The sequence below is a fragment of the Salinicoccus halitifaciens genome (assembly GCF_021026095.1).
Lineage (GTDB): Bacteria > Bacillota > Bacilli > Staphylococcales > Salinicoccaceae > Lacicoccus > Lacicoccus halitifaciens.
The window spans coordinates 249,498-273,504 of sequence record NZ_JAJNCU010000001.1; the positions used below are offsets into that span (position 1 = coordinate 249,498).

Consider the following 24,007-nt stretch of genomic DNA (forward strand, 5'->3'; position numbering starts at 1 on the left):
AGGGAGGTGAGATATATGGCAAACTTTGACAAAGTTAAAGACATTATCGTCGACAAGCTTGGAATTGACGAAGATAAAGTGACTAAAGATGCATCTTTCAAAGATGATCTTGGTGCAGATTCATTGGACATTGCAGAACTTGTAATGGAACTTGAAGATGAATTCGAAATGGAGATTCCAGACGAAGAGGCTGAGAAAATTCAAACAGTCGGCGATGCTCTTGACTATATTGATAAATTAGAAAATTAATTGATGATTGATAAAATCCACTTTTTCAAGTGGATTTTATTTATGAATTTCTTTTCCGGTCAGCCGCTTTCGGCTGCACTGATATGAACAGGGAGGTGGAAACTCATGGAGATAGTTTCAAAGAAGATAAAAAATGATAAGCTGGCAGGCCGCAAGATCCAGGCTTTCGACAAATCGTTCAAAGCATTCCAGAAACGGATCGGCATGGAGCTCGGTGACCATGATATATACCGTCAGGCATTCATGCACAGCTCTTTCATAAACGACCTGCATCTGGATAAGATCTACAATAATGAGCGCCTGGAATTTTTGGGTGATGCTGTACTAGAATTGATGGTGTCAGACTTTATTTATAACAAGTTTCCAAAGCTGCCGGAAGGCGATCTGACGAAACTCAGGGCAAACATAGTGTGTGAACCGTCACTTGTGGTATTCGCGGTCAAATTGAAGATGCCGGAGCTGATCATCCTCGGCAAAGGTGAGGAGAAGACGGAAGGCAGGAGCCGGCCGTCGATCATTTCCGATACATTCGAAGCCTTTTTGGGCGCACTTTACGTGCAGGAGGGCCATGAAACGACACATGAATTTTTAAGGAGATTCGTCTTCGTGGACATCAAGGATGCCCATTACAATGCGGTGGTCGATTACAAGACACTGTTGCAGGAAGAGGCACACAAGAGATTTGATGAAGAGCTGGAATACAGGCTGCTGAACGAGTCGGGCCCAAGCCACAACAAGAGCTTCGAAAGCGGGGTCTTCATCGGGGAAAGGCAGCTCGGCAACGGCAGCGGACGGTCTAAAAAAGAATCAGAACAGCGTGCTGCTGAAAATGCATTGCTTGCGATTCACGGGTAGGAGTTCAGAGAATGGTTTATTTGAAATCGATAGAGGCAAATGGCTTCAAATCATTTGCGAATAAGGTAGATGTAAGTTTCGACAGCGGCCTGACGGCCGTCGTCGGCCCGAACGGCAGCGGCAAGAGCAACATCACCGATGCCATCCGCTGGGTGCTCGGCGAACAATCCGCAAAGACCATCCGCGGTGTGAAGATGGAAGATGTCATCTTCAGCGGTACGGACTCCCGTAAACCGATGAATTCAGCTTCGGTGAAACTGACGCTCGACAATGGCGCACGGGGCCTTGCGGTCGATGCCGATGAGGTCAGCATCACGCGGAAGCTGTACAGGAACGGTGACAGCGAGTACTTTATCAACGATGAACGTGTGCGCCTGAAGGAAATCACCGAGCTGTTCCTCGATTCGGGGCTCGGCAGGAACGCCTACAACATCATTTCACAGGGTGAAGTGGATACGCTTCTGAAGGCGCGGCCGGATGAAAGAAGGACGCTGATCGAAGAAGTGGCGGGCGTGATGAAATATAAAATCCGCAGGAAAGAGTCGGAAAAACGGCTGCAGGATACGAAAGACAACCTGAACCGGGTCAACGACATCATCCGCGAGCTGTCCGGGCGTGTTGAGAAGCTGGAAGTCGAAAGTGCCAATGCCGGGGAGTACCTTGCCTTGAAAGAGGAGATGAAGAAGGCGGACATTGAAGTCACCATCTACGACATCAACCATCTCCTGAAAAAACTGGAGGAAGAGAACGCGCGGATCGGGGAAGCGGAAAAGCTGCTGAAACGTCATCAGAGCGAGACTGCGGCGCTGGATGAGAAACTGGCGGATCTGAGCGCGGCGCGTGACGGTGAAGATGCGAATTCCAAAACGATCAACAGGAAAATCGTCGAAACTTCCAAGAAGCTCGAACAGCTCAACGGAAAGATTGCCCTTTTTGAAGAGCGGAAATCCAACAAAGGACAGCTGAAGGAGGAATTATCCTCACGCCTCGACAAGGCGGTGGCCGAAAAAGAGGAACATGAAACCATGCTCTCAGGCATCAATGAGGAGCTTGCAGAATACCGGACGGCGATTAAAGATTTACGTGAGTCTCTTAAGGAAACCGAGGAGAAAAGGGCCTACCTGAGCCGGGATCACACCGGGGAGATTGAAAAACTGAAGGATCAGTATTATGCGCTCATGGTCGAGAAGACGACGCTTGAGAATGAACAGAAGCGGACAGAGGAGATGCTGAAAGATCAGCATTCGCTCTTCAGCCAGCAGAAAGCGCGCGCCGGGACACTTGAGAAGGAAGTTTCGGAGTATGAATCGCGTCTCGAAGAGAAGCAGGCGGAGTTATCGGAAAGCGCGGAGGCGCTGACCTCCCTCCGCTCAGAGTATAAGGAAAAGAAACGGCAGAGGGAAGACGTTTACGCATCCTACCTTGAAGAGAAGGATAAGTACGAAAAAAGCCTCACGTATTATGAAAAGCAGAAATCACGGCTCGATATGCTGAAGAGCATCCAGAACGAATACAGGGGATACTTCCCCGGCGTCCGCGCCGTGCTGCAGAACGGCGGATCGCTCGAAGGCGTCATAGGTGCCGTCGGCGAACTGATCGGCTCGGAGCCGAAATATGTGACGGCCCTCGATACGGCCCTCGGTGCCGCAAGCCAGAATATCGTGATGCGCTCCGAAGCGGATGCGAAAGAGGCAATAGGCTTCCTGAAGCGGCTGAAGCGGGGGTTCGCCACGTTCCTGCCGCTTGACGTCATAAAGAAACGCTCGCTTTCCGATTCTGTGCTGAACACTTTAAGGAATTCTACGGTGGAGGCACAGGTGCTGGCGGAAGCCGTGGATATAAAACCGGAATATGAAAATGTCATCTGGCATCTCCTCGGGACGACGGTCGTCGTTGAAAACATCGATGATGCGGGCATCATTGCCAGGGAGACCGGCCACCGTGTCAAAATTGTCACGCTGGACGGAGAGACCGTCTTTCCGGGCGGTGCCATGAGCGGCGGCTCAAGGCAGTCTAAAGGGTCCGTGCTTGAGACGAAGAGTGAAATCGATGAAATAGGAAAGAAACTGAAAAGCCATGAAACGCTCATTGCAGCCCAGAAAGAGAAAGTCGATGGTTTAAGCGGGAAGATCACCGATATGGATATGGAAATCTCCGGACTGGAAGAAGCCGGCACCGCTGAAAGTGACCGTCATGATGAGCTCAGGCAGCTTGCCTCATCGCTCGACTACCAGCTGTCCTCAAGGAAAGAGACGCTCCGCATGATTGAGGAGGAGTTATCTTCAAGGACGGATGAACATGACAGTGCGGATTTTGAAGAACAGATCAGAAATAAAGAAATTGAACTGGAACAGCTCGATGAGCGCATACGTCTCATCAGCGCCTCCGAGAAGGATAAGAAAACCGAGCTTGAAACACTGGCGGATGAATATAATGCGGTGCAGAATGAATTGACGCGGGCGAACGAGCGCTATAATTACAAGAAAAGCGAGCATGCGCGGATCACCGAGGCGCTGGATGCGATTGCCGCTTCAATTGATGAAATCAAAAACGAACAGGAAATCATCTCCCTCGACCTCACCACCCTTGACGTCAAGGCGCTGCGGGAAGAGAAAGAGACGCTGGCACAGACGTTGGAGCAGCTGTACGGCGAGGCGGATGAACTGTCGGAACTGCAGTACAGCCTGAAAAGCGAATACCAGGAAGCAGGCAGGCAGCGCGAGGAGATCTACAGACAGTCGGAAGCCCTTCAGGATACATTGAGGAGCGCCACCGGTACTAAGGAAAAGCTGGATGCGAGACTTGAGCAGAAACTCGAATATTTATCGGAGAACTACAGGACGACTTACGAACGCGAGAGCGGCCAGTTCACCGAATTCAAGGATATCGAGGATAAGCGCCTTCAGATCAACCTGAACAAAAAGAGCATCGAAGAGCTCGGTCCTGTCAATCTCGGTGCCATCGACGAGTATGCGGTCGTGAACGAACGGTACACCTTCCTGAAAGACCAGGAGGCGGACCTGCTTGAAGCGCGTGAGACGCTGCTTGAAGTGATCGCTGAAATGGACGATACCGTGGCGGAGCGCTTCAAAGATGCGTTCCACGAAGTGGACCGCCGCTTCGGCGAAGTGTTCAGAGAGATGTTCGGCGGCGGGCTTGCAGAGCTCAGGCTGACCGAGCCGGATGATTACCTCAATTCCGGCATAGAAATCTATGCCCAGCCGCCGGGCAAGAAGTTATCAAGCCTGTCGCTCCTGTCGGGCGGCGAGCGGGCACTGACGGCAATCAGCCTCCTCTTCAGCATGCTGAAGGTCAGGATCAGCCCGTTCATCATTCTGGATGAGGTGGAGGCCGCCCTCGATGAAGCCAATGTGGTGCGGTATGCACAGTACTTGAAAAAGCTTTCCATGGATATGCAATTCATTGTGATTACGCATAGAAAAGGTACAATGGAAGAAGCGGACAGGCTGTTCGGCGTGACCATGCAGGAGCGCGGTGTCAGCCAGCTGATCAGCGTGGATTTAAAAGATTATGAAGAGGCGAAAGTCTGATAATGAAGATACAGAGGTGTATATAAATGGGTATTTTTGATCGCTTTAAAAAGAAGTTCAAGCCTGAGAAAACGGCGGAGGATCTGCCGTCTGCGGAGCAGCAGAGCGAAAATCTGGACGACGGTCTCATCAGCATTGATGAATTTGAACAGTGGGAACAGGAACAGATCACCTATAAATTCAAGGCAGGCCTCGAGAAGAGCCGTGAGAAGTTCCAGGCCGAGATCAACCAGCTGATGTCGATGTACCGGAAGGTCGATGAGGACTTCTTCGAAGCACTCGAGGAAATCCTCATCGGGGCGGATGTGGGCTTCAACACCGTACTCGAACTGACCGATGAACTGAGGCAGGAAGCGAAACTGAAAAACATCACGGAAACGGAAGACTTGAAGGAGACCATCGTTGAAAAGATGGTCGAAATCTACAACCGCAATGACGAACTGCCGGAATCAGTCCATATCGAGGAAGACGGTCTGACGGTGATCCTCGTCGTCGGCGTGAACGGCGTCGGCAAGACGACGAGCATCGGCAAACTGGCCCATAAATATAAGAATGAAGGCAAATCGGTCATGCTGGCAGCGGGCGACACGTTCCGTGCAGGTGCGATCAACCAGCTTCAGATTTGGGGTGACCGCGTCGGTGCAGATGTCATCAGGCAGGCGGAGGGCAGCGACCCTGCCGCCGTGATGTATGATGCAGTCAATGCAGCGAAAAAGCGCGGCACGGACATTTTGATCTGTGATACTGCAGGGCGCCTTCAGAATAAGGGCAACTTGATGAACGAGCTCGGTAAAATGAAGAAAGTCATCCAGAAAGTGGTGCCTGAAGCGCCGCATGAAGTGCTGCTCACACTGGATGCGACGACCGGCCAGAATGCACTCATACAGGCGAAGTCGTTCCAGGAAGTGACGGATGTCACCGGCATCGTGCTGACGAAGCTCGACGGCACGGCCAAGGGCGGCATCGTGCTCGCAATCAAGAACGAACTTGGCATCCCGGTGAAATTCGTCGGCCTCGGGGAGCAGCTTGACGATCTTCAGGAGTTCGACGCGGAAAGTTATGTATACGGGCTGTTCGCAGATATGATCCATCAGTCGGATGAGCTTGATGACGCAGCCGCAGAGGCAGTTGATAAGGATGACTGAGGAACTCGAACGCACCACCCGGGTCAACTACCTGTTTGATTTCTACCACTCCCTCCTGACTGAAAAACAGCGTGCGTACGTGGAACTTTATTACCTGGAGGATTACTCCTTCAGTGAAATCGCAGACACTTTGAAAGTGACAAGACAGGCGGTTTATGATAATTTAAAACGTACTAAAGATCTGCTTGAAGACTATGAAGCGAACCTCGGGCTCTACGGTGCCTTCATCAAGAGGCAGCAGTACTACCGGCAGATCAGGGAGTATATAAAAAATCAGGATTTCAATAAGATAGACGCAGTCATAAATGAACTTGAAACTCTGGAGGAGGAGTAATAATGGCATTTGAAGGTTTAGGAGAACGTCTCCAGGCCACGATGGACCGGATCAAGAGCAAAGGTAAAGTCTCGGAAGCCGACGTCAAGGTGATGATGCGCGAAGTGCGGCTTGCGCTGCTTGAAGCGGACGTCAACTTTAAAGTGGTCAAGCAGTTCATCAGCCAGGTGCGTGAACGCGCGCTCGGCAGTGATGTCATGCAGTCGCTGACACCGGGCCAGCAGGTGATCAAGATCGTCAAGGAAGAGCTGACGGAACTGATGGGCGGGGAGAACCAGAAGATCAACCTGGCAAAGAAACCGCCGACGGTCATCATGATGGTCGGCCTGCAGGGTGCGGGTAAGACGACCACCGCAGGCAAGCTGGCACTGCACCTTAGGAAGAATTACAATAAAAAACCGCTGCTCGTTGCAGGGGATATTTACCGTCCGGCGGCGATCGACCAGCTGGAGACGGTCGGGAAGCAGATCGACATCCCGGTCTTCAACCTGGGCGATAAGGTGAAGCCGCAGGAAATCGCTGAAAAAGCACTGGCCCATGCAAAAGAGGAGCATCTGGATACGGTCATCATCGATACAGCGGGACGTCTGCACATCGATGAAGATCTGATGAACGAGCTGAAGGACATCAAGGAAATTTCGAACCCGGATGAAATCATGCTCGTCGTCGACTCGATGACCGGCCAGGATGCCGTGAATGTCGCAGAGTCCTTCAACGACCTGCTCGACATCACCGGCGTGACGCTGACAAAACTTGACGGGGATACGCGCGGCGGTGCGGCGCTGTCGATCCGTTCGGTCACTGAGAAGCCGATCAAATTCGTCGGTGTGTCCGAGAAGATGGACGGCCTTGAATCATTCCACCCCGACCGCATGGCACAGAGGATTCTCGGCATGGGCGACATGCTGTCGATCATCGAGAAGGCACAGACGAACGTCGATATGGATGAACAGAAGAAGATGGAGCAGAAGATCAAAGATCAGAGCTTCACACTGGATGACTTCCTCGAGCAGATGGATCAGGTGAAGACACTCGGGCCGCTCGATGAACTGCTCAAGATGATGCCGGGCGCGAACAAGATCAAAGGCCTCGATAAGATGCAGATGAGCGGCAAGGAGATCGACCATATCCAGGCGATCATCCGTTCAATGACGATGGAGGAGCGCGAAAAGCCCGAAAAGCTGAACGCGAGCAGAAAGAAGCGGATCGCCAAAGGCTCCGGACGCTCCCTTCAGGAAGTCAACCGCCTGCTGAAGCAGTTCCAGGATATGAAGAAGATGATGAAGCAGATGACCGGCGGCAAAGGCAAGAAGAAAAACCCGTTCGGCAATATGCAGCTGCCGTTTTAAAATGACGGAATATAAACTTGTAAAGGAAAAGCCCTTTACAAGTTTTTTATTATCTGGTATAGTATTAAAAGTGAAATCGTAGAGAGAAAGGAGTTATATAAATGGCTGTTAAATTAAGATTGACTCGTATGGGTTCCAAAAGAAACCCTTACTACCGCATAGTTGTTGCAGATTCAAGAAGTCCGAGGGACGGTCGCATCATCGAGCAGATCGGTTCCTACAACCCTGTATCCAAAGAGGATGAAAACATCACTCTGGATGAGGAAAAAGCACTTCAGTGGCTGAAAGACGGCGCGAAACCAAGCGACACTGTCCGCAACATCCTCAGCCGCAGAGGCGTAATGGAAAGACTGCATAACGAGAAACTCGGGAAATAATCTATATGGAAAACTTACTGCAAACCATTCTTGAACCGATGCTGGAGCACCCGGAAGACTTGGAAATTTCTTCAGAAGAGACGAAGTATAACATTTCTTACAAAATATCTGTGCACAGCGACGATACCGGTCGTGTCATAGGTAAGCGCGGGCGCGTCATAAAGGCAATCCGCATCATCATGTCGAATACCAACCATGAAAATTCCAAGAAAGTGTTTGTCGATGTAGATTAATATTCAGATTTTCCAGGCACACCGCGAGGTGTGTCCTTTTTTATGTGGGTGCAGCATTTCCGGTTGCCGCCCCGGGGCCGGCAGATATATAATAATGAAGAAATGATTACGGAACAAAACTTAAGGTGGTTATAAAATGATTACAATCGGCAGACTCGTCAATTTCCACGGCGTCCGCGGCGAAGTGAAGGTGCTCAGTGACTCGGACTTCACCGAGGAGCGCTTCCAGCCGGGCAATAAAGTCACAATCGGCGGCAGGGAATTCACCATCCGGAATTACCGCACCCATAAGAACTTCCATCTCCTCACCTTCGAAGGCATCACCAACATCAGTGAAGTTGAAGATCTGAAGAACTCGGATGTGCTGCAGGATGCGGAGAGCGTCGAACTGACGCTCGAAGAAGGCGAATTCCATTTCAGCGAAATCATCGGCCTGACGGTGCTCACCGATGAAGGCGGGTCCCTCGGGAAGGTCACGGATATTTTCCAGACGGGGGCAAACGATGTCTGGGTGGTCGGTGACGGCCGGAAGGAATATATGATTCCCTATATCGAAGATGTGGTGAAGACGGTCGACCTTGATGAAGGAAAGATCATCATCACACCGATCGAGGGGCTGCTCGAATGAATATACATTACCTGACGCTCTTCCCGGAGATGTATGAAGGGGTGCTGAACTCTTCCATACTGAAACGTGCGAAGGATAAAGGCATCGTGGATTACAATCTCATCAATTTCCGTGATTATTCAAACAGCAAGCACAACAAGGTCGATGACTACCCGTACGGCGGCGGTGCAGGCATGGTGCTGAAGCCGGAGCCTGTATTCGAGGCAATGGATGACCTTGAGGTCGACAACGCACGTGTGATCCTCCTGTGCCCTCAGGGCGCCCCTTTCAATCAGAAGATGGCGGAGGACTTGAGCACCGAAGAGGACATCGTCTTCATATGCGGCCATTATGAAGGATATGATGAACGGATCCGCACGCTCGTCACGGACGAAGTCTCCATCGGCGACTATGTGCTGACCGGCGGGGAGCTTGCGAGCATGACGATGACCGATGCGATCGTCCGCCTGATCCCGGACGTCATCGGCAGGCAGGAGAGCCATGAACAGGATTCATTTTCCACGGGGCTGCTTGAGCATCCGCATTACACGAGGCCGAGGGAATACCGCGGCATGAAGGTGCCGGAAGTGCTCCTCAGCGGGGATCATAGGAAGATAGAGGAATGGCGGCGGGATGAAAGCCTGAAACGCACACGCGAAAGGCGCCCGGACCTCCTGGAATAAAAAAACTTATTTTGCCTGAATGAATTGAAACGAAGTATATATTATGGTAATATTATACGAGTGTCGAGACACATATCACAACTATCCGCTGCTATGAAGGGCAAGAAAGTTGGAAGAAGGAGAAGATAAACATGTCACAGCAATTAATCAATGAGCTGACAAAAGAACAGCTCAAAACAGATCTTCCGGAATTCAAACCCGGAGACACTGTACGTGTACACGTACGTATCGTAGAGGGAAGCCGTGAAAGGATCCAGGTCTTTGAAGGCGTCGTCATCAAAAGACGCGGCGGCGGCATTTCCGAAACATTCACAGTCCGTAAGATCTCTTACGGTGTAGGTGTTGAACGTACATTCCCTGTACACACGCCGAAAATCGAGAAGATTGAAGTTACCCGTCGTGGACGTGTACGTCGTGCGAAACTTTACTACCTGCGCAACCTGCGTGGTAAAGCAGCGCGTATCAGAGAAATTAGATAATGCGATGAAGACCCGGATATCACACCTTGATGTCCGGGTTTTTATTTTGTTATGCTGAACTGGATATGGATTGAAATAAAAATAAATTATGATTCGAGGGGAAAGCCGTGAGTATAAACTGGTTTCCGGGCCATATGGCCAAAGCAAGAAGAGAAGTTGAGGAAAATTTAAAGAAAGTGGATGTGGTGATAGAGATACTGGATGCAAGGATCCCTTATTCAAGCCACAATCCGATGATGGATGAAATCACACAGCACAAACCGCGTGTGGTGATACTGAACAAGATGGACATGGCGGACCAAAGTGAGACCGACAAATGGATCGGACGCCTCAAAGCGGAAGGTAAATACCCTGTTGCGATCATGGGACGCAGCCATCAGATCATCGGCAAGATCGAGCCGCTGGCGAAAGCCGCGACCGAGGAGATCTTCAACAGGATGGAGAGCAAAGGGATCAATAAAAGGGCGATCCGGGCGATGATCATCGGGATACCGAACGTCGGGAAATCGACGGTCATCAACAACATCGCGAAAAAGAAGATCGCCAAAACCGGCAATACACCGGGTGTGACGAAAGCGCAGCAATGGATTAAAGCCGGGAAGAACATGGAGCTTTTGGACACGCCGGGAATACTCTGGCCGAAATTCGAAGATGAGACGGTCGGCAAAAAATTGTCCCTCACCGGGGCCATCAAGGATTCCGTCGTGCCGCTGGATGAAGTCGCAATCTACGGCCTCCGGTTCCTGCAGGAGCACCATCTGGAAGATTTGAGGAGATTTTACAGCATCGACGCCGATGCAGAATCAGAGATCATCGAATTATATGAAGCCATCGGGAAAAGCCGCGGGCTCAAGATGAGCGGCAATGAAATCAACTACGAAGCGGTCACAAACAGGGTGATCTACGATATCAGGAACGCCAAAATCGGCAGGTACACGTTTGATAAGGCGGGTGGGTCCGTTGGCGACGGTCAGTGAAGCGGTCAAGGAGATAAAAGCGATTCAGACGCTTGAAGCTCTTGCTGCATCCCCTTACCACGGCGACGGCCGCGCAGGCGTGAAGAAAGCACTCGTGCAGCACCAGGCACGCCTTGAAAAACAGGCCGCCCTGGTGGAGAAATTCGAAGTGATGAGCCGGTATGAAAACGGTATGAGCGGCCGCATTGCAGGCGTCGATGAAGCCGGCCGCGGGCCGATTGCAGGCGAGGTCGTGGCGGCTGCTGCCGTACTGCCTGAAGGCTTCATCCTGCCGGGGCTCGATGATTCAAAGAAGCTGTCACTGAAACAGCGTCTGGCGTTCCGGGAGTACATAATGGCACATTGTGACTACGGCATCGGCATCGCGACGGTCGAGGAGATCGACCGCCTGAACATCTATGAAGCTGCAAGGCTTGCAATGCGGCGGGCAGTGGATGAACTGGATGTGCGTCCCGATCATCTGCTGATTGATGCGATGACGCTCGGAACGGATATGGACGAGACTTCTATCATCCGGGGGGATGCGAATTCCGTCTCCATTGCGGCCGCAAGCGTGCTTGCCAAAACAACTCGTGATATGATGATGGATAGTTATAGTGAAGTATACCCCGGTTATGAATTCGATAAGAACAAAGGATACGGCACAAAAAAACATTTGGAAGCGCTTGATGAACTCGGTGTGACAAGTATCCACAGAAGGACATTCGAGCCGGTAAAGAGTAAAATATGTCAGAAAACTCTATTTTGACAGTTTACTTTAATATTTACCTTTTCTATAATTGAAATGTACGGATTAATTTAACTTAGGAGGAAAAACATGAATATTCATGAGTACCAAGGGAAAGAAATTTTTCGCTCTATGGGTGTCAACGTGCCGGACGGCAGCGTTGCCTACACACCAAAAGAGGCGGTTGAGGTGGCAAAGGGACTGAATTCCGATGTCTATGTCGTCAAAGCCCAGATCCACGCCGGGGGCAGGGGTAAAGCCGGCGGTGTGAAAATAGCAAAAAATCTTGATGAAGTTAAACAATATGCGGACGAGCTTCTTGGAAAAGTGCTGGTCACTCCACAGACCGGCCCTGAAGGCAAAGAAGTCAAAAGACTGCTTGTCGAAGAAGGCTGCGATATTCAAAATGAATATTACATCGGCTTCGTCATCGACCGTGCGACGGACAGCGTCGTACTGATGGGCTCCGAGGAAGGCGGCACGGAAATCGAGGAGGTCGCAGCGGAAACGCCTGAAAAGATCTTCAAAGAAGAGATCGATCCGGTCGTCGGATTGATGCCTTATCAGGCTAAACGCCTCGCATTCAATATCAATATCCCGAATGAGTCTGTCAACAAGGCAGCTAAACTCATGCTTTCCCTATATAATGTATTCGTTGAAAAAGATGCTTCCATCATTGAAATCAATCCTCTGGTGACGACAGGCGACGGCGATGTGCTTGCGCTTGATGCGAAGGTGAACTTTGACAGCAACGCACTGTTCAGACAGAAAGGCGTCGTAGAACTCCGTGATTTGGACGAAGAAGATCCAAAAGAGATCCAGGCTTCCAAATACGACCTGTCATATGTTGCGCTGGACGGCAACATCGGCTGTATGGTCAACGGTGCAGGCCTTGCGATGGCCACGATGGATACGATCAACCACTTCGGCGGCAAACCGGCCAACTTCCTTGACGTGGGGGGCGGCGCAACAGCTGAAAAAGTGACTGAAGCATTCAAGATCATCCTTGGTGATGAAGGCGTCAAAGGCATCTTCGTCAACATCTTCGGCGGCATCATGAAGTGTGATATCATCGCCCAGGGCGTGGTCGAAGCAGTTGAGAATGTCGGCCTTGAAATTCCTTTGGTCGTCCGCCTGGAAGGCACCAACGTCGATGAAGGCAAGAAGATCCTGAAAGAGTCGGGCCTTGACATCACACCGGCAACGACGATGGCTGAAGGCGCTCAGAAGATAATCGCAGCGGTAGAAGAAAATAAATAAAAATTAACGGAGGAATTTACTGTGGGTGTTTTTATTGATAAAGATACAAAAGTGTTGGTCCAGGGCATCACGGGATCAACTGCATTATTCCATACAGAGCAGATGCTTGAATACGGAACCAAAATCGTTGCAGGCGTGACACCTGGCAAAGGCGGCCAGGAAGTCCAGGGGGTGCCTGTCTTCAACACGGTGGAAGAAGCGAAGAGAGAAACGGGCGCAACCGTGTCCGTCATCTACGTTCCTGCGCCGTTCGCCGCAGATGCGATCATTGAAAGTGCCGATTCGGAACTTGATCTTGTCATCTGCATTACAGAACATATACCGGTCCTTGATATGGTGAAGGTGAAGCGCTACCTTGAAGGCAAGAAGACACGCCTTGTCGGTCCGAACTGTCCGGGCGTCATCACAGCTGATGAGTGCAAAATCGGCATCATGCCTGGATATATCCATAAGAAAGGCCACGTCGGCGTCGTCAGCCGTTCAGGCACATTGACCTATGAAGCTGTCCATCAGCTGACTGAAGCGGGCATCGGCCAGACGACTGCGGTCGGCATCGGCGGAGACCCGATAAACGGCACCGACTTCATCGATGCGCTCAGCGCTTTCAATGAAGATCCGGAAACTGAAGCTGTCGTGATGATCGGTGAGATCGGCGGTACTGCGGAAGAAGAAGCTGCTGAATGGGTCAAGGAAAACATGAATAAGCCTGTCGTCGGATTCATCGGCGGTGTCACTGCACCTCCGGGAAAACGCATGGGCCATGCCGGTGCGATCATTTCCGGCGGTAAAGGTACAGCGGATGAGAAAATCAAGACGATGAACGCGTGCGGCATTGAAACTGCCGATACACCATCCGAAATCGGGCAGACACTGATCGACCGCATCAAAAAAGTCGATGGTCTGTACGAAAAATGCCTGACTGTTAAATAAATTTCATAAAAACAGCTCATCGAGCCGAAAACAGTGCCATCCTTTTAAAGGATGGCACTGTTTTTGTCTTTTTCTTCCAATGATTGACCCGGTAATGTAAAATACAGCCGTCCAATAATCACTTATAATTGAAGGCATCAACGATGAGGGGTGAAGATTTGGAACTTTTGACTTTGTCATATGCAGGGGTGACCGTCCAGGAATACCATCAGCTGAAACACATTCGTCACGGGCACGGTCTGCCTGCAAACCTCCAACAGAAATTAGCTGCTGCAAAGCGCTTGAACAGCAGTGCAATAAAAAGCCATCTGGCATCACAGGGCATCATCTGGATCCCCATCGGGGATGAACGCTATCCGCGCCTTCTTGCAGAAATCCACGATCCGCCGTACATACTCTATGCAAAAGGGGACTGGCAGCTCATGCACAAAAGGGCCCTCGGCATCGTCGGCAGCCGCAAGGCATCCAGATATACACAGGAATCACTGAAAGCGATCATTCCGGAACTGAAAAATTTATCCGTCATTTCAGGTCTCGCCTACGGGGCGGATGAAGCGGCACACCGGCTCTGCCTGTCACACGGCATCCCGACGATCGGTGTGCTCGCTTTCGGGCATGATATGCATTATCCGAAATCCACATCGGGACTCCGCACCGAGATGGAGATGCATCATCTGACGATCAGCGAATATCCGCCAAATACACCGCCCGAGAAATGGCGGTTCATCGCACGGAACCGCATCATTGCAGGCTTGTCGGAAGGCGTGCTTGTGACGGAGGCTGAAGAGCAGAGCGGCAGTCTGATCACCCTGGACATGGCGATGAATGAGAACAGGAACACATACTGCCTGCCGGGAAACATCACCTCAGGGCTGTCGAAAGGAACGAACATGCGCATTCAGGAAGGGGCCGAAATCGTCCTGTCGGCTGAAGATATTTTGAAGGATTTCCAATGACAATATTCAGTAATTTATGATAAATCAAAACATCAAAGAGTTGACAAAAGATTTCTTTGCACTTAATATTTGATTCTGAAACTACAAACGAAGGAGGCAAACGCATCGTGGCTGATAATTTAGTGATAGTGGAATCCCCGGCGAAAGCAAAGACGATCGAAAAGTATCTGGGCAAAAGATACAAAGTCGTCGCTTCAATGGGACACTTGCGTGATTTGCCCCGCAGTCAAATGGGAATTGACACAGAAAACAATTACGAACCTAAATATATTACAATTCGTGGCAAAGGCCCGCTTTTGAAAGATTTGAAGAAAGAGGCCAAAAAAGCCAAGAAAGTATTTTTAGCAAGTGACCCGGACCGCGAGGGAGAAGCAATTGCATGGCATCTGGCGCATGCACTCGGTGAAGATAATGAATACTACCGGGTGGTTTTCAATGAAATAACGAAGGACGCAGTCAAGGAGAGCTTCAAACATCCGAGCAAAATCAACCAGGACCTGGTGGATGCCCAGCAGGCAAGACGTATCCTCGACCGGCTGGTGGGTTACAATATTTCCCCGGTACTATGGAAAAAGGTGAAAAAAGGACTGTCTGCAGGACGTGTGCAGTCCGTGGCACTGCGTCTGATCATCGACCGTGAGAATGAGATCAGAAAGTTCAAGCCTGAAGAATACTGGACGATCGAAAGTGATTTCAAGTACAAGCGTTCCGAGTTCAAAGGCAAGTTCAACTCCGTAAAAAAAGAGAAAGTCAAACTGAATACGAAAGAAGATGTGGATAAAGTCCTGGCACAGATTTCCGGCGACGAATTCCTGGTGGAGAAAGTGGAGAAAAAGGAAAAGAAACGTTTTCCTGCCAACAGCTTCACCACATCCTCACTCCAGCAGGAAGCTGCAAGGAAACTGAACTTCAAGGCAAGGAAGACGATGATGGTCGCCCAGCAGCTGTATGAAGGGATCGCGATCAAAGGTGAAGGCACGGTCGGTCTGATCACATACATGAGGACCGATTCGACGAGGATCTCACCTGTCGCGAAAAAAGAGGCGGCCGATTATATAGAAGAAACTTTCGGCAGGGAATTCCTCGGAAGCAGCAGACAGCAGAAGGCCGCAGCCCAGTCGCAGGATGCCCATGAGGCGGTCCGTCCGACATCGAGCCTCAGGACGCCTGAAAACATGAAGCAGTATTTGAGCCGCGACCAGCACAGGCTCTACAAGCTCATCTGGGACCGTTTCATCGCAAGCCAGATGGCGCCGGCCGTCCTTGATACGGTGAGGATGGACATGACCAATAATGATGTGATGTTCCGCAGCAACGGCCAGACCATCAAATTCAAAGGTTTCATGCAGATTTATATAGAAGGAAAAGACGATGAGGAAGAAGAGCTGAGCAACCGCCTTCCTGAAATCGCCGAAGGGGAGACGGTCAAGAGCCTGAAGATCAGCCCGAATCAGCATTTCACGCAGCCGCCTCCGCGCTACACCGAGGCAAGGCTCGTCAAGACGCTTGAAGAACTCGGCATCGGCCGCCCGTCAACATATGCGCCGACCATCGATACGATACAGAAACGCAACTATGTGCGCATGGACCAGAAACGTTTCATGCCGACAGAAATCGGCGAGATCGTCAACCAGTCGATGGAGGAATACTTCCCGAACATCATCGATGTGGACTTTACGAAGACGATGGAAGCGGACCTCGACAGTGTCGCAGAAGGCGAAGCTTCATGGGTCAAGGTGATCGATGATTTCTATAAGGAATTCGAACCGAGGGTTGAGCGGGCGGAAGAAGAAATGGAAAAGATAGAGATCAAAGATGAGCCGGTCGGGGAAGACTGCGAGAAATGCGGGTCTCCGATGGTATACAAGATGGGCCGTTACGGTAAATTCATGGCCTGCTCGAATTTCCCGGACTGCCGCAACACGAAGGCAATCGTCAAATCGATCGGTGTGACATGCCCGAAATGTAAGAAGGGCGAAGTCATAGAACGCAAGTCTAAGAAGAACCGCATATTCTACGGCTGTGATCAGTATCCGGAATGTGATTTCATCAGCTGGGACAGGCCGATCGGAAGAGACTGCCCGAAATGCGAGCATCATCTGGTGGAAGTCAAAAAAGGTAAGAATGCACAAGTTAAGTGTTCAAACTGTGAGTACACAGAAAAAGTGAATAATTAACATTCAATCTACCTATGTTTATTAGGTAGATTTTTTGTGAATAAACGAATTAGATGATTTATTGATAATATTCATAGTATTGTGTGCAATTATCCGTGAAATATATTAAAATGTTTAAGGGGCATATATGCTTAGCGACGATGCTATTTATTGAAAGACTATTTGGAATTGTGATAATATTCTGAAGGGAAGGGGGCGAGGTCAATCGGCTATAAAGAACGCTTTTTGGACAGGCTGCTTTATCAGAGGAATTTATCGGACCATACGATCAGGAGCTACGGCACGGACATCGATGAATTCCATGCTTTCCTGGAGAGCGAAGGCCTGGCAGTCGGGACTTTCAAATATCTTGATGCGAGGAACTACTTATCATCACTTTATGATAAGGGGCTTAAAAGAGCCACCGTCTCCAGGAAGATTTCAACCTTGCGGAGTTACTACCATTTTCTGATTGAAGCCGGCGTAGTTGAAAACCATCCATTTTTGAGCCTGCCTTTCCCCAAGAAAGAAAAAGCCCTGCCCACCTTTTTATATGAGAATGAAATCAATGCACTGTTCGAATCACTCGATCAGAGCAGCAGGATGTATTTAAGGGATAAAGCGATACTCGAGCTGCTTTACGCCACAGGCATCCGGGCTTCCGAACTGATCACCCTGAGAAGGGATCGGATAGATTTCAATTATATGATATTGAAGGTGCATGGTAAAGGCAATAAGGAAAGAATCGTCCCATTCAATGAAAGTGCCAGAGCAAGTCTGCTTGAATATATAGAGCATTTCAAAAAACACATCGATCATAACGATGCATTATGGCTCAATTACCGGCTTGAACCGCTGACGGTGCGCGGCCTGCGTCATGTATTGGATATGATGGTCAAGAGGAGTGCTGAAAACTTTGACCTTCATCCGCATAAGCTGAGGCACAGCTTCGCGACGCATCTTTTGAACAATGGTGCGGACATCCGGGCGGTGCAGGAACTGCTGGGACATGAGTCACTGCAGACGACCCAGAAATATACGCATATTTCCAAAGAACAGCTGAGAAAGACATATTTGAAGACACATCCAGGTAATCAGAAGAGGTGAAATAATGGCTATAAAAGGTACCACGATATTTGCGATACAGCATAACGGCTCAAGGGCGATCGCCGGGGACGGACAGGTCACCCTCGGCAATCAGGTGGTGATGAAGCATACTGCAAAGAAAGTGCGCAGGCTTTTCGATGACAAAGTCGTTGCAGGTTTTGCGGGCAGTGTGGCGGATGCATTCACTTTATTTGAAAAATTCGAAGCCAACCTTCATGCTTATAACGGCAACCTGCAGCGGGCGGCCGTCGAGCTTGCGAAGGAATGGCGCGGCGATAAGATGCTGAGGCAGCTTGAGGCGATGCTGATCGTCATGGATAAAGAGACACTGCTGCTCGTCTCGGGCACCGGTGAAGTGATCGAACCCGATGACGGCATACTCGCCATCGGCAGCGGCGGCAACTACGCCCTCAGTGCAGGGCGTGCCCTGAAGCGCTACAGCAGCGAGCTTTCGGCAAAAGAGATCGCCTACAACAGTCTGCTTATCGCAAGTGAAGTCTGCGTGTTCACAAACGATAATATAATAGTGGAATCTATCGATTAAAGGAGCGTTTATATTGAAACAGAATTTAACGCCAAGAGAAATAACATCGAGATTGGATGAAGACATCATTGGTCAGGGCGAGGCGAAGAAGAAAGTCGCCATCGCGATGCGGAACCGTTTCAGAAGGATGATGCTGGATGACGATCTCAGGGATGAGGTCATCCCTAAGAATATACTGATGATCGGCCCGACGGGCGTCGGAAAGACCGAAATCGCAAGGCGCATGGCCAGGCTTACGGGTGCGCCCTTCACGAAAGTGGAGGCGACGAAGTTCACTGAAGTCGGCTATGTCGGACGTGATGTGGAGAGCATGGTCAGGGATCTGGTCGAAGCAAGTGTCAAACTCGTCAAGGATGAGAAGATGAAACTTGTGAAGGATCAGGCGGAAGAGCTCGCCAATGAGCGGCTCCTCGCGCTGCTCGCCCCCGGCTTCAAAAAAGAGAAGACGACGACCAACCCGTTCGAGGCGCTGATGAACCAGCAGGCTGCTCAGGAGACGGAAGAGGAAGTCACGCCCGAAGTCAGGGACAGGCGCCGGAGCCTCCGCGCGAAGCTTTTGAACGGCTACCTGGAAGACGAAGAAGTGACGATTGAAGTCGAACAGGAACAGAATTCAATGGGCATGATGATGCCCGGCATGGAAGAATCCGGCATGCAGGATATGTTCAAGCAGTTCATGCCGAAAAAGAAGCATAAGCGCACCATGCCCGTAAAAAAGGCGCGTGAATATTTAAGCCGTGAAGAAGCGGAGAAAATCATCGATACGGACAATGTCAATGACGAAGCGATCAATCTGGCTGAAACGATGGGGATCATCTTCATCGATGAGATGGATAAGATCGCCAAAGGCGGACAGAACTCCGGTGATGTATCCCGGGAAGGCGTCCAGAGGGACATACTCCCGATCGTCGAGGGCAGCAGGGTGCAGACGAAATACGGTGCAATCGACACCGAGCACATACTGTTCATCGGGGCGGGGGCCTTCCACGTATCAAAACCGAGTGATCTCATACCTGAACTTCAGGGCCGTTTCCCGATCAGGGTCGAGCTCGACAAGCTCACGGATGAAGACTTCGAAAAGATATTGAAAGAACCGAAACGTTCATTGATCAGACAGTACGAAGCACTGCTTCAGACCGAGGATGTCACCATATCATTCACCGATGAGGCGCTTGCCGAACTTGCGAAAACCGCCCATCAGGTCAATACGGATACGGACGACATCGGGGCAAGAAGACTGCATACGATACTTGAGACGCTGCTTGAAGAACTGCTGTTCGAAGCAAGCAATATGCAGGGCGCACATGTCGAGATCACGAAGCAATATGTGAACAGCAAGCTGTCACACATTCAGGAAGATAAGAATTTAAGCAGATTCATACTATAAATTATAAAATCATAAAAGGGGAATTCCAAATGAGTTCATTACTGCAAAAAACAAGAGAAATCAACACTTTGATCCAAAGCCATTCAGGTGTGAAGGTGGATTTCAATGAAGTATCCAAAAAAGTGAGCCGCGTGCTCGAATGCAACGTCTTCATCGTATCAAGGAAAGGCAAGCTGCTCGGCGTCGGCGTCAATCATAAGATCGAGAATGAGCGGATTGTTGAAATGCTTGAAAACCGGCGCTTTCCGGATGAATATGTGAACAAGCTGATGAGGATCAGCGAAACGACCGAAAACATCGATTTCAGCGATGAACTGACGATCTTCCCTACCGAAGATTCCTTCCAGGATTCCGAAACGACGATTTTGCCGATCTACGGCGGCGGAGAGCGTCTCGGCACACTTGCGCTCGGCCGTGTATCACAGCCGTTCAGCGAGGAAGATCTGGTCCTTGCCGAGTATGCGACGACTGTCGTCGGCATGGAGATCTTAAGGGAGAAGCATGAAGAGATCGAACAGAAGGCAAGGGACAAGGCAAGCATCGCAATGGCCATACGTTCATTGTCATACTCGGAGAGGGAAGCGATCGAACACATCTTCGATGAACTGAATGCGGACGAAGGCCTTCTCGTCGCATCCAAAGTGGCGGACAGGGTCGGCATCACGCGTTCGGTGATCGTGAACGCCCTCAGGAAGCTGGAGAGTGCAGGCGTCATCGAATCACGTTCCCTCGGCATGAAAGGGACGTTCATCAAAGTCAAAAAAGAGGACTTCCTGCCTGAACTGAGAAAAGACAGCTAAAGAGGTTTGATTTTAATTGAAAGATATGGTATATTATTAAACGGCTAAAATTTGCCGATTACACACAGTGTCATGAATGTGGGACCGGTTGCCCGGAAGGGTGGTTTCATCCAGTGATACTGGAGGTAACAACAAAAGGAGGAAATTATAATGGCAGTAATTACTATGAAACAACTGCTCGAAGCAGGTGTGCATTTCGGACACCAGACACGCCGTTGGAACCCGAAGATGAAGAAATACATCTTCACTGAGAGGAACGGCATCTATATCATCGACTTGCAGAAAACAGTCAAGAAAGTGGCGGAAGCTTACAATTTCGTCAAAGAAATTTCTGAAGACGGCGGCAAAGTCCTGTTCGTAGGTACCAAGAAACAGGCACAGGACGCCATCAAAGAAGAAGCCGAAAGAGCTGGACAGCTTTATGTCAACCAGAGATGGCTCGGCGGTATCCTGACTAACTACAAGACGATCTCAAAGCGTATCAGACGTATTGATGAAATCGAAAAAATGGAAGCGGACGGAACTTTCGACGTGCTTCCTAAAAAAGAAGTTGTGGAACTCCGCAAAGAATATGATCGCCTGATCAAATTCCTCGGCGGTATCCGCGATATGAAAGAAATGCCGAAAGCGATCTTCATCGTTGACCCTCGCAAAGAGCGCAATGCGATCGCAGAAGCCAAAAAATTAAACATTCCGATCGTGGCAATGGTTGACACCAACTGTGACCCGGATGAAGTGGATTATGTGATTCCGGCGAACGACGATGCAATCCGTGCAGTACGCCTGATGACAAGCAAAATGGCGGATGCTGTTCTGGAAGGCAGACAAGGTGTCTCCGATGAGGAAGTTGCAGCGGATCAGAACATCGATCTGGAAGAATCTACTGAAACTGCAGAAGAAACAACGCCTGCAGAAGTTAAAAGCGAATAATCTCTGACAGACGAGATGATGATAATATCGGTGATAAGTTAACTCTCTTATCACCTTTTTTAAAATATTATTTCCAGGAGGATAAATTTATGGCTACTATTTCAGCAAAATTAGTAAAAGAATTACGTGAAAAAACAGGTGCAGGAATGATGGATTGTAAAAAAGCACTCCAGGAAACTGACGGGGACATCGATGCTGCAGCTGACTACCTGCGTGAAAAAGGCATTGCCAAAGCAGCGAAGAAAGCTGACCGCATTGCAGCAGAAGGCCTCGTTCATGTAGCGTCCAAAGGCAATGACGGAGTGATTGTTGAAATCAACTCCGAAACGGACTTTGTTGCACGCAACGAAGATTTCCAGCAGCTGGTCAAAGATATCGCAGACCACATCCTTGAAACAAAACCTGAAAATGTCGAAGCATTGAACAAGTCTGAACTCGACGGCCAGACGGTTGAAGAGAAAATGACGGAAGCCGTTTCCAAAATCGGTGAAAAGCTGACACTGAGAAGATTCGTCCTTGCTGAGAAGACGGACAATGGCGCATTCGGCGAGTATCTGCACATGGGCGGACGCATCGGTGTCCTGTCTGTAGTCGACGGCACGACTGATGCTGAAGTGGCTAAAGGTGTGGCCATGCACGCAGCAGCGCTCAACCCGAAATATGTATCTTCCGATCAGGTTCCTGAAGAGGAACTCAATCACGAGAGGGAAATCCTCAAGCAACAGGCACTCAACGAAGGCAAGCCGGAAAACATCGTCGATAAGATGGTTGAAGGCAGAATGCGCAAGTATCTTGAAGACATCAGCATTGTAAACCAGCCATTCGTAAAAGACTCTGACATCACAGTCGAGAAATATCTTCAGAACCACGATGCGAAACTGGTCGATTTCGTCCGCTTCGAAGTGGGAGAAGGTATTGAGAAGAGAGAAGAAAACTTCGCTGATGAGGTCATGGGTCAAGTGAATAAGTAATGAAAAAGACACTTCGGTGTCTTTTTTTCTAAAATTAGCTCATCAAATATCATAAGTGAGGGAAATATAATGGCTGAATCTTCAACTTTCAAAAGAATTGTATTAAAGCTCAGTGGCGAGGCACTGGCAGGGGACGACGGTTTCGGCATCAATCCCGCCGTCATTAAGAATATCTCGGAACAGGTGGTCGAAGCGAAGGCACTTGGCGTCGAGATCGCCGTCATCGTCGGCGGCGGCAATATATGGAGGGGCAAGACCGGCAGTGACCTCGGTATGGACCGCGGTACAGCCGATTATATGGGCATGCTTGCAACAGTCATGAACTCCCTTGCACTGCAGGACAGCCTGGAGCAGCTCGACTGCGAAACGCGGGTGCTGACTTCAATAGAGATGAAGCAGGTCGCGGAGCCGTATATACGCCGCCGTGCAATCAGGCACCTTGAAAAGGGGCGCATCGTCATATTCGCCGCCGGCATCGGCAATCCGTACTTCTCAACGGATACGACTGCGGCACTCCGTGCGGCGGAGATCGAGGCGGACGTGATCCTAATGGGCAAAAACAATGTCGATGGGGTTTATTCTGCAGATCCGAAGTTCGACGACAAAGCATTCAAGTATGATAATCTGACGTATATGGAAATGCTTCAGGAAAACCTGCAGGTGATGGATGCGACCGCTTCCTCCTTCTGTATGGACAACGACATTCCACTTGTGGTATTTTCAATTACAGAGCAGGGCAACATCAAACGTGCAGTTTCCGGTGAATCAATCGGTACGACCATCAATAAATAAAAATTTGGTAGGAGAGAATCAAATGAGTGATGCAATACTAAAAGATGCAAAAAGCAGAATGCAGAAATCCATTGAAAGCCTGCAGAGGGAACTTGCGGGAATCCGCACAGGCCATGCCAATGCAAGCCTTCTCGAGAGGGTGACCGTGGACTACTATGGTGCACCGACACCTGTGAACCAGCTGGCCACGATCGCAGTGCCTGAAGCGAGGATGCTGACTGTCACACCATATGATAAGAATTCCGTTGATGATGTCCTGAAGGCGATCCAGCAGGCGGACCTCGGCATCAACCCTACGAGCGACGGAACGATGATCCGCATCACAGTCCCCCAGCTGACTGAGGAGCGCAGGAAAGAATTCGTCAAAGATGCACGTAAAGAAGGCGAAGAGGCCAAGGTGTCCGTCAGGAACATCCGCCGTGAAGCCAATGATAAGCTTAAGAAAATCGAAAAAGACGGCGAAATTTCAGAGGATGAGCTTCGCAGCTACACTGAAGATGTCCAGAAGCTGACGGATGACTCGATCAAGAAGATCGATGCCCTCTGTGATGAAAAAGAGAAAGATATTTTGGAAGTTTAGCCAAAACAGCGAGCAGGTTGAACCTGCT

25 protein-coding genes are annotated in these 24,007 nt (G+C 49.9%); all 25 read left to right on the plus strand.

Annotated features, from left to right (window positions below; all coding sequences use genetic code 11):
- The first annotated feature begins 15 nt into the window (after positions 1-15).
- The 25 genes from LPW40_RS01210 (at position 16) to frr (ending at position 23,979) form a co-directional block, all read left to right on the plus strand.
- Positions 16-249, plus strand: a complete 234-nt coding sequence (locus LPW40_RS01210; protein ID WP_097038284.1) for an acyl carrier protein — start codon at positions 16-18, stop codon at positions 247-249.
- Positions 250-354: 105 nt separating this feature from the next.
- Positions 355-1,104, plus strand: a complete 750-nt coding sequence (gene rnc, locus LPW40_RS01215) for a ribonuclease III (protein ID WP_230820425.1) — start codon at positions 355-357, stop codon at positions 1,102-1,104.
- An 11-nt stretch (positions 1,105-1,115) separates the two neighbouring features.
- Positions 1,116-4,655, plus strand: a complete 3,540-nt coding sequence (gene smc, locus LPW40_RS01220) for a chromosome segregation protein SMC (RefSeq protein WP_230820426.1) — start codon at positions 1,116-1,118, stop codon at positions 4,653-4,655.
- A 26-nt stretch (positions 4,656-4,681) separates the two neighbouring features.
- Positions 4,682-5,800: a signal recognition particle-docking protein FtsY gene (ftsY, locus tag LPW40_RS01225; RefSeq protein WP_230820427.1), complete on the plus strand. Its 1,119-nt coding sequence runs from the start codon at positions 4,682-4,684 to the stop codon at positions 5,798-5,800.
- Complete coding sequence (locus LPW40_RS01230) at positions 5,754-6,134, plus strand: putative DNA-binding protein (protein ID WP_230820428.1); 381 nt, start codon at positions 5,754-5,756, stop codon at positions 6,132-6,134. Before ftsY ends, LPW40_RS01230 begins: the two co-directional genes overlap by 47 nt.
- Positions 6,135-6,136: 2 nt before the next feature.
- Complete coding sequence (gene ffh / locus LPW40_RS01235; protein WP_230820429.1) at positions 6,137-7,483, plus strand: signal recognition particle protein; 1,347 nt, start codon at positions 6,137-6,139, stop codon at positions 7,481-7,483.
- A 101-nt stretch (positions 7,484-7,584) separates the two neighbouring features.
- Complete coding sequence (gene rpsP, locus LPW40_RS01240) at positions 7,585-7,860, plus strand: 30S ribosomal protein S16 (protein ID WP_097038298.1); 276 nt, start codon at positions 7,585-7,587, stop codon at positions 7,858-7,860.
- A 5-nt stretch (positions 7,861-7,865) separates the two neighbouring features.
- Positions 7,866-8,093, plus strand: a complete 228-nt coding sequence (locus tag LPW40_RS01245; protein ID WP_230820430.1) for a KH domain-containing protein — start codon at positions 7,866-7,868, stop codon at positions 8,091-8,093.
- Positions 8,094-8,229: 136 nt separating this feature from the next.
- Positions 8,230-8,721: a ribosome maturation factor RimM gene (gene rimM, locus LPW40_RS01250; RefSeq protein ID WP_230820431.1), complete on the plus strand. Its 492-nt coding sequence runs from the start codon at positions 8,230-8,232 to the stop codon at positions 8,719-8,721.
- The gene (gene trmD, locus LPW40_RS01255) at positions 8,718-9,383 is read left to right on the plus strand and encodes a tRNA (guanosine(37)-N1)-methyltransferase TrmD (RefSeq protein ID WP_230820432.1); all 666 of its coding nucleotides are present in this window, start codon (positions 8,718-8,720) and stop codon (positions 9,381-9,383) included. Before rimM ends, trmD begins: the two co-directional genes overlap by 4 nt.
- A gap of 131 nt (positions 9,384-9,514) precedes the next feature.
- Complete coding sequence (gene rplS, locus LPW40_RS01260; protein ID WP_230820433.1) at positions 9,515-9,862, plus strand: 50S ribosomal protein L19; 348 nt, start codon at positions 9,515-9,517, stop codon at positions 9,860-9,862.
- 107 nt (positions 9,863-9,969) lie between these two features.
- Positions 9,970-10,839: a ribosome biogenesis GTPase YlqF gene (gene ylqF, locus LPW40_RS01265; protein ID WP_230820434.1), complete on the plus strand. Its 870-nt coding sequence runs from the start codon at positions 9,970-9,972 to the stop codon at positions 10,837-10,839.
- On the plus strand, positions 10,823-11,587 hold the full coding sequence (locus LPW40_RS01270; protein ID WP_230820435.1) for a ribonuclease HII: 765 nt from the start codon (positions 10,823-10,825) through the stop codon (positions 11,585-11,587). The genes ylqF and LPW40_RS01270 overlap by 17 nt, the downstream gene beginning before the upstream one ends.
- A 69-nt stretch (positions 11,588-11,656) precedes the next feature.
- Positions 11,657-12,826 (plus strand): ADP-forming succinate--CoA ligase subunit beta, encoded by a 1,170-nt coding sequence (sucC, locus tag LPW40_RS01275; RefSeq protein ID WP_230820436.1) that lies wholly within the window; start codon positions 11,657-11,659, stop codon positions 12,824-12,826.
- 21 nt (positions 12,827-12,847) lie between these two features.
- Positions 12,848-13,756, plus strand: coding sequence for a succinate--CoA ligase subunit alpha (gene sucD, locus LPW40_RS01280; protein WP_230820437.1), 909 nt, complete (start codon positions 12,848-12,850; stop codon positions 13,754-13,756).
- A gap of 158 nt (positions 13,757-13,914) precedes the next feature.
- Positions 13,915-14,712, plus strand: coding sequence for a DNA-processing protein DprA (gene dprA, locus LPW40_RS01285; protein WP_230820438.1), 798 nt, complete (start codon positions 13,915-13,917; stop codon positions 14,710-14,712).
- 107 nt (positions 14,713-14,819) lie between these two features.
- On the plus strand, positions 14,820-16,889 hold the full coding sequence (topA, locus tag LPW40_RS01290) for a type I DNA topoisomerase (protein ID WP_230820439.1): 2,070 nt from the start codon (positions 14,820-14,822) through the stop codon (positions 16,887-16,889).
- Positions 16,890-17,093: 204 nt separating this feature from the next.
- On the plus strand, positions 17,094-17,975 hold the full coding sequence (gene xerA / locus LPW40_RS01295) for a site-specific tyrosine recombinase/integron integrase (RefSeq protein WP_230821044.1): 882 nt from the start codon (positions 17,094-17,096) through the stop codon (positions 17,973-17,975).
- A gap of 4 nt (positions 17,976-17,979) precedes the next feature.
- Positions 17,980-18,519, plus strand: coding sequence for an ATP-dependent protease subunit HslV (gene hslV, locus LPW40_RS01300; RefSeq protein ID WP_097038320.1), 540 nt, complete (start codon positions 17,980-17,982; stop codon positions 18,517-18,519).
- Positions 18,520-18,532: 13 nt separating this feature from the next.
- Complete coding sequence (hslU, locus tag LPW40_RS01305; protein WP_230820440.1) at positions 18,533-19,906, plus strand: ATP-dependent protease ATPase subunit HslU; 1,374 nt, start codon at positions 18,533-18,535, stop codon at positions 19,904-19,906.
- Between the two features lie 29 nt (positions 19,907-19,935).
- A complete protein-coding gene (gene codY, locus LPW40_RS01310) occupies positions 19,936-20,706 on the plus strand; it encodes a GTP-sensing pleiotropic transcriptional regulator CodY (protein ID WP_097038324.1) in 771 nt (256 codons plus the stop codon).
- A 150-nt stretch (positions 20,707-20,856) separates the two neighbouring features.
- A complete protein-coding gene (gene rpsB, locus LPW40_RS01315; RefSeq protein ID WP_230820441.1) occupies positions 20,857-21,636 on the plus strand; it encodes a 30S ribosomal protein S2 in 780 nt (259 codons plus the stop codon).
- A gap of 89 nt (positions 21,637-21,725) precedes the next feature.
- On the plus strand, positions 21,726-22,607 hold the full coding sequence (gene tsf, locus LPW40_RS01320) for a translation elongation factor Ts (RefSeq protein ID WP_230820442.1): 882 nt from the start codon (positions 21,726-21,728) through the stop codon (positions 22,605-22,607).
- 69 nt (positions 22,608-22,676) lie between these two features.
- Entirely contained in the window at positions 22,677-23,399 is a 723-nt protein-coding gene (gene pyrH, locus LPW40_RS01325; RefSeq protein WP_230820443.1) for a UMP kinase, read from the plus strand.
- A 22-nt stretch (positions 23,400-23,421) separates the two neighbouring features.
- The gene (gene frr, locus LPW40_RS01330; protein WP_230820444.1) at positions 23,422-23,979 is read left to right on the plus strand and encodes a ribosome recycling factor; all 558 of its coding nucleotides are present in this window, start codon (positions 23,422-23,424) and stop codon (positions 23,977-23,979) included.
- Positions 23,980-24,007 lie beyond the last annotated feature (28 nt).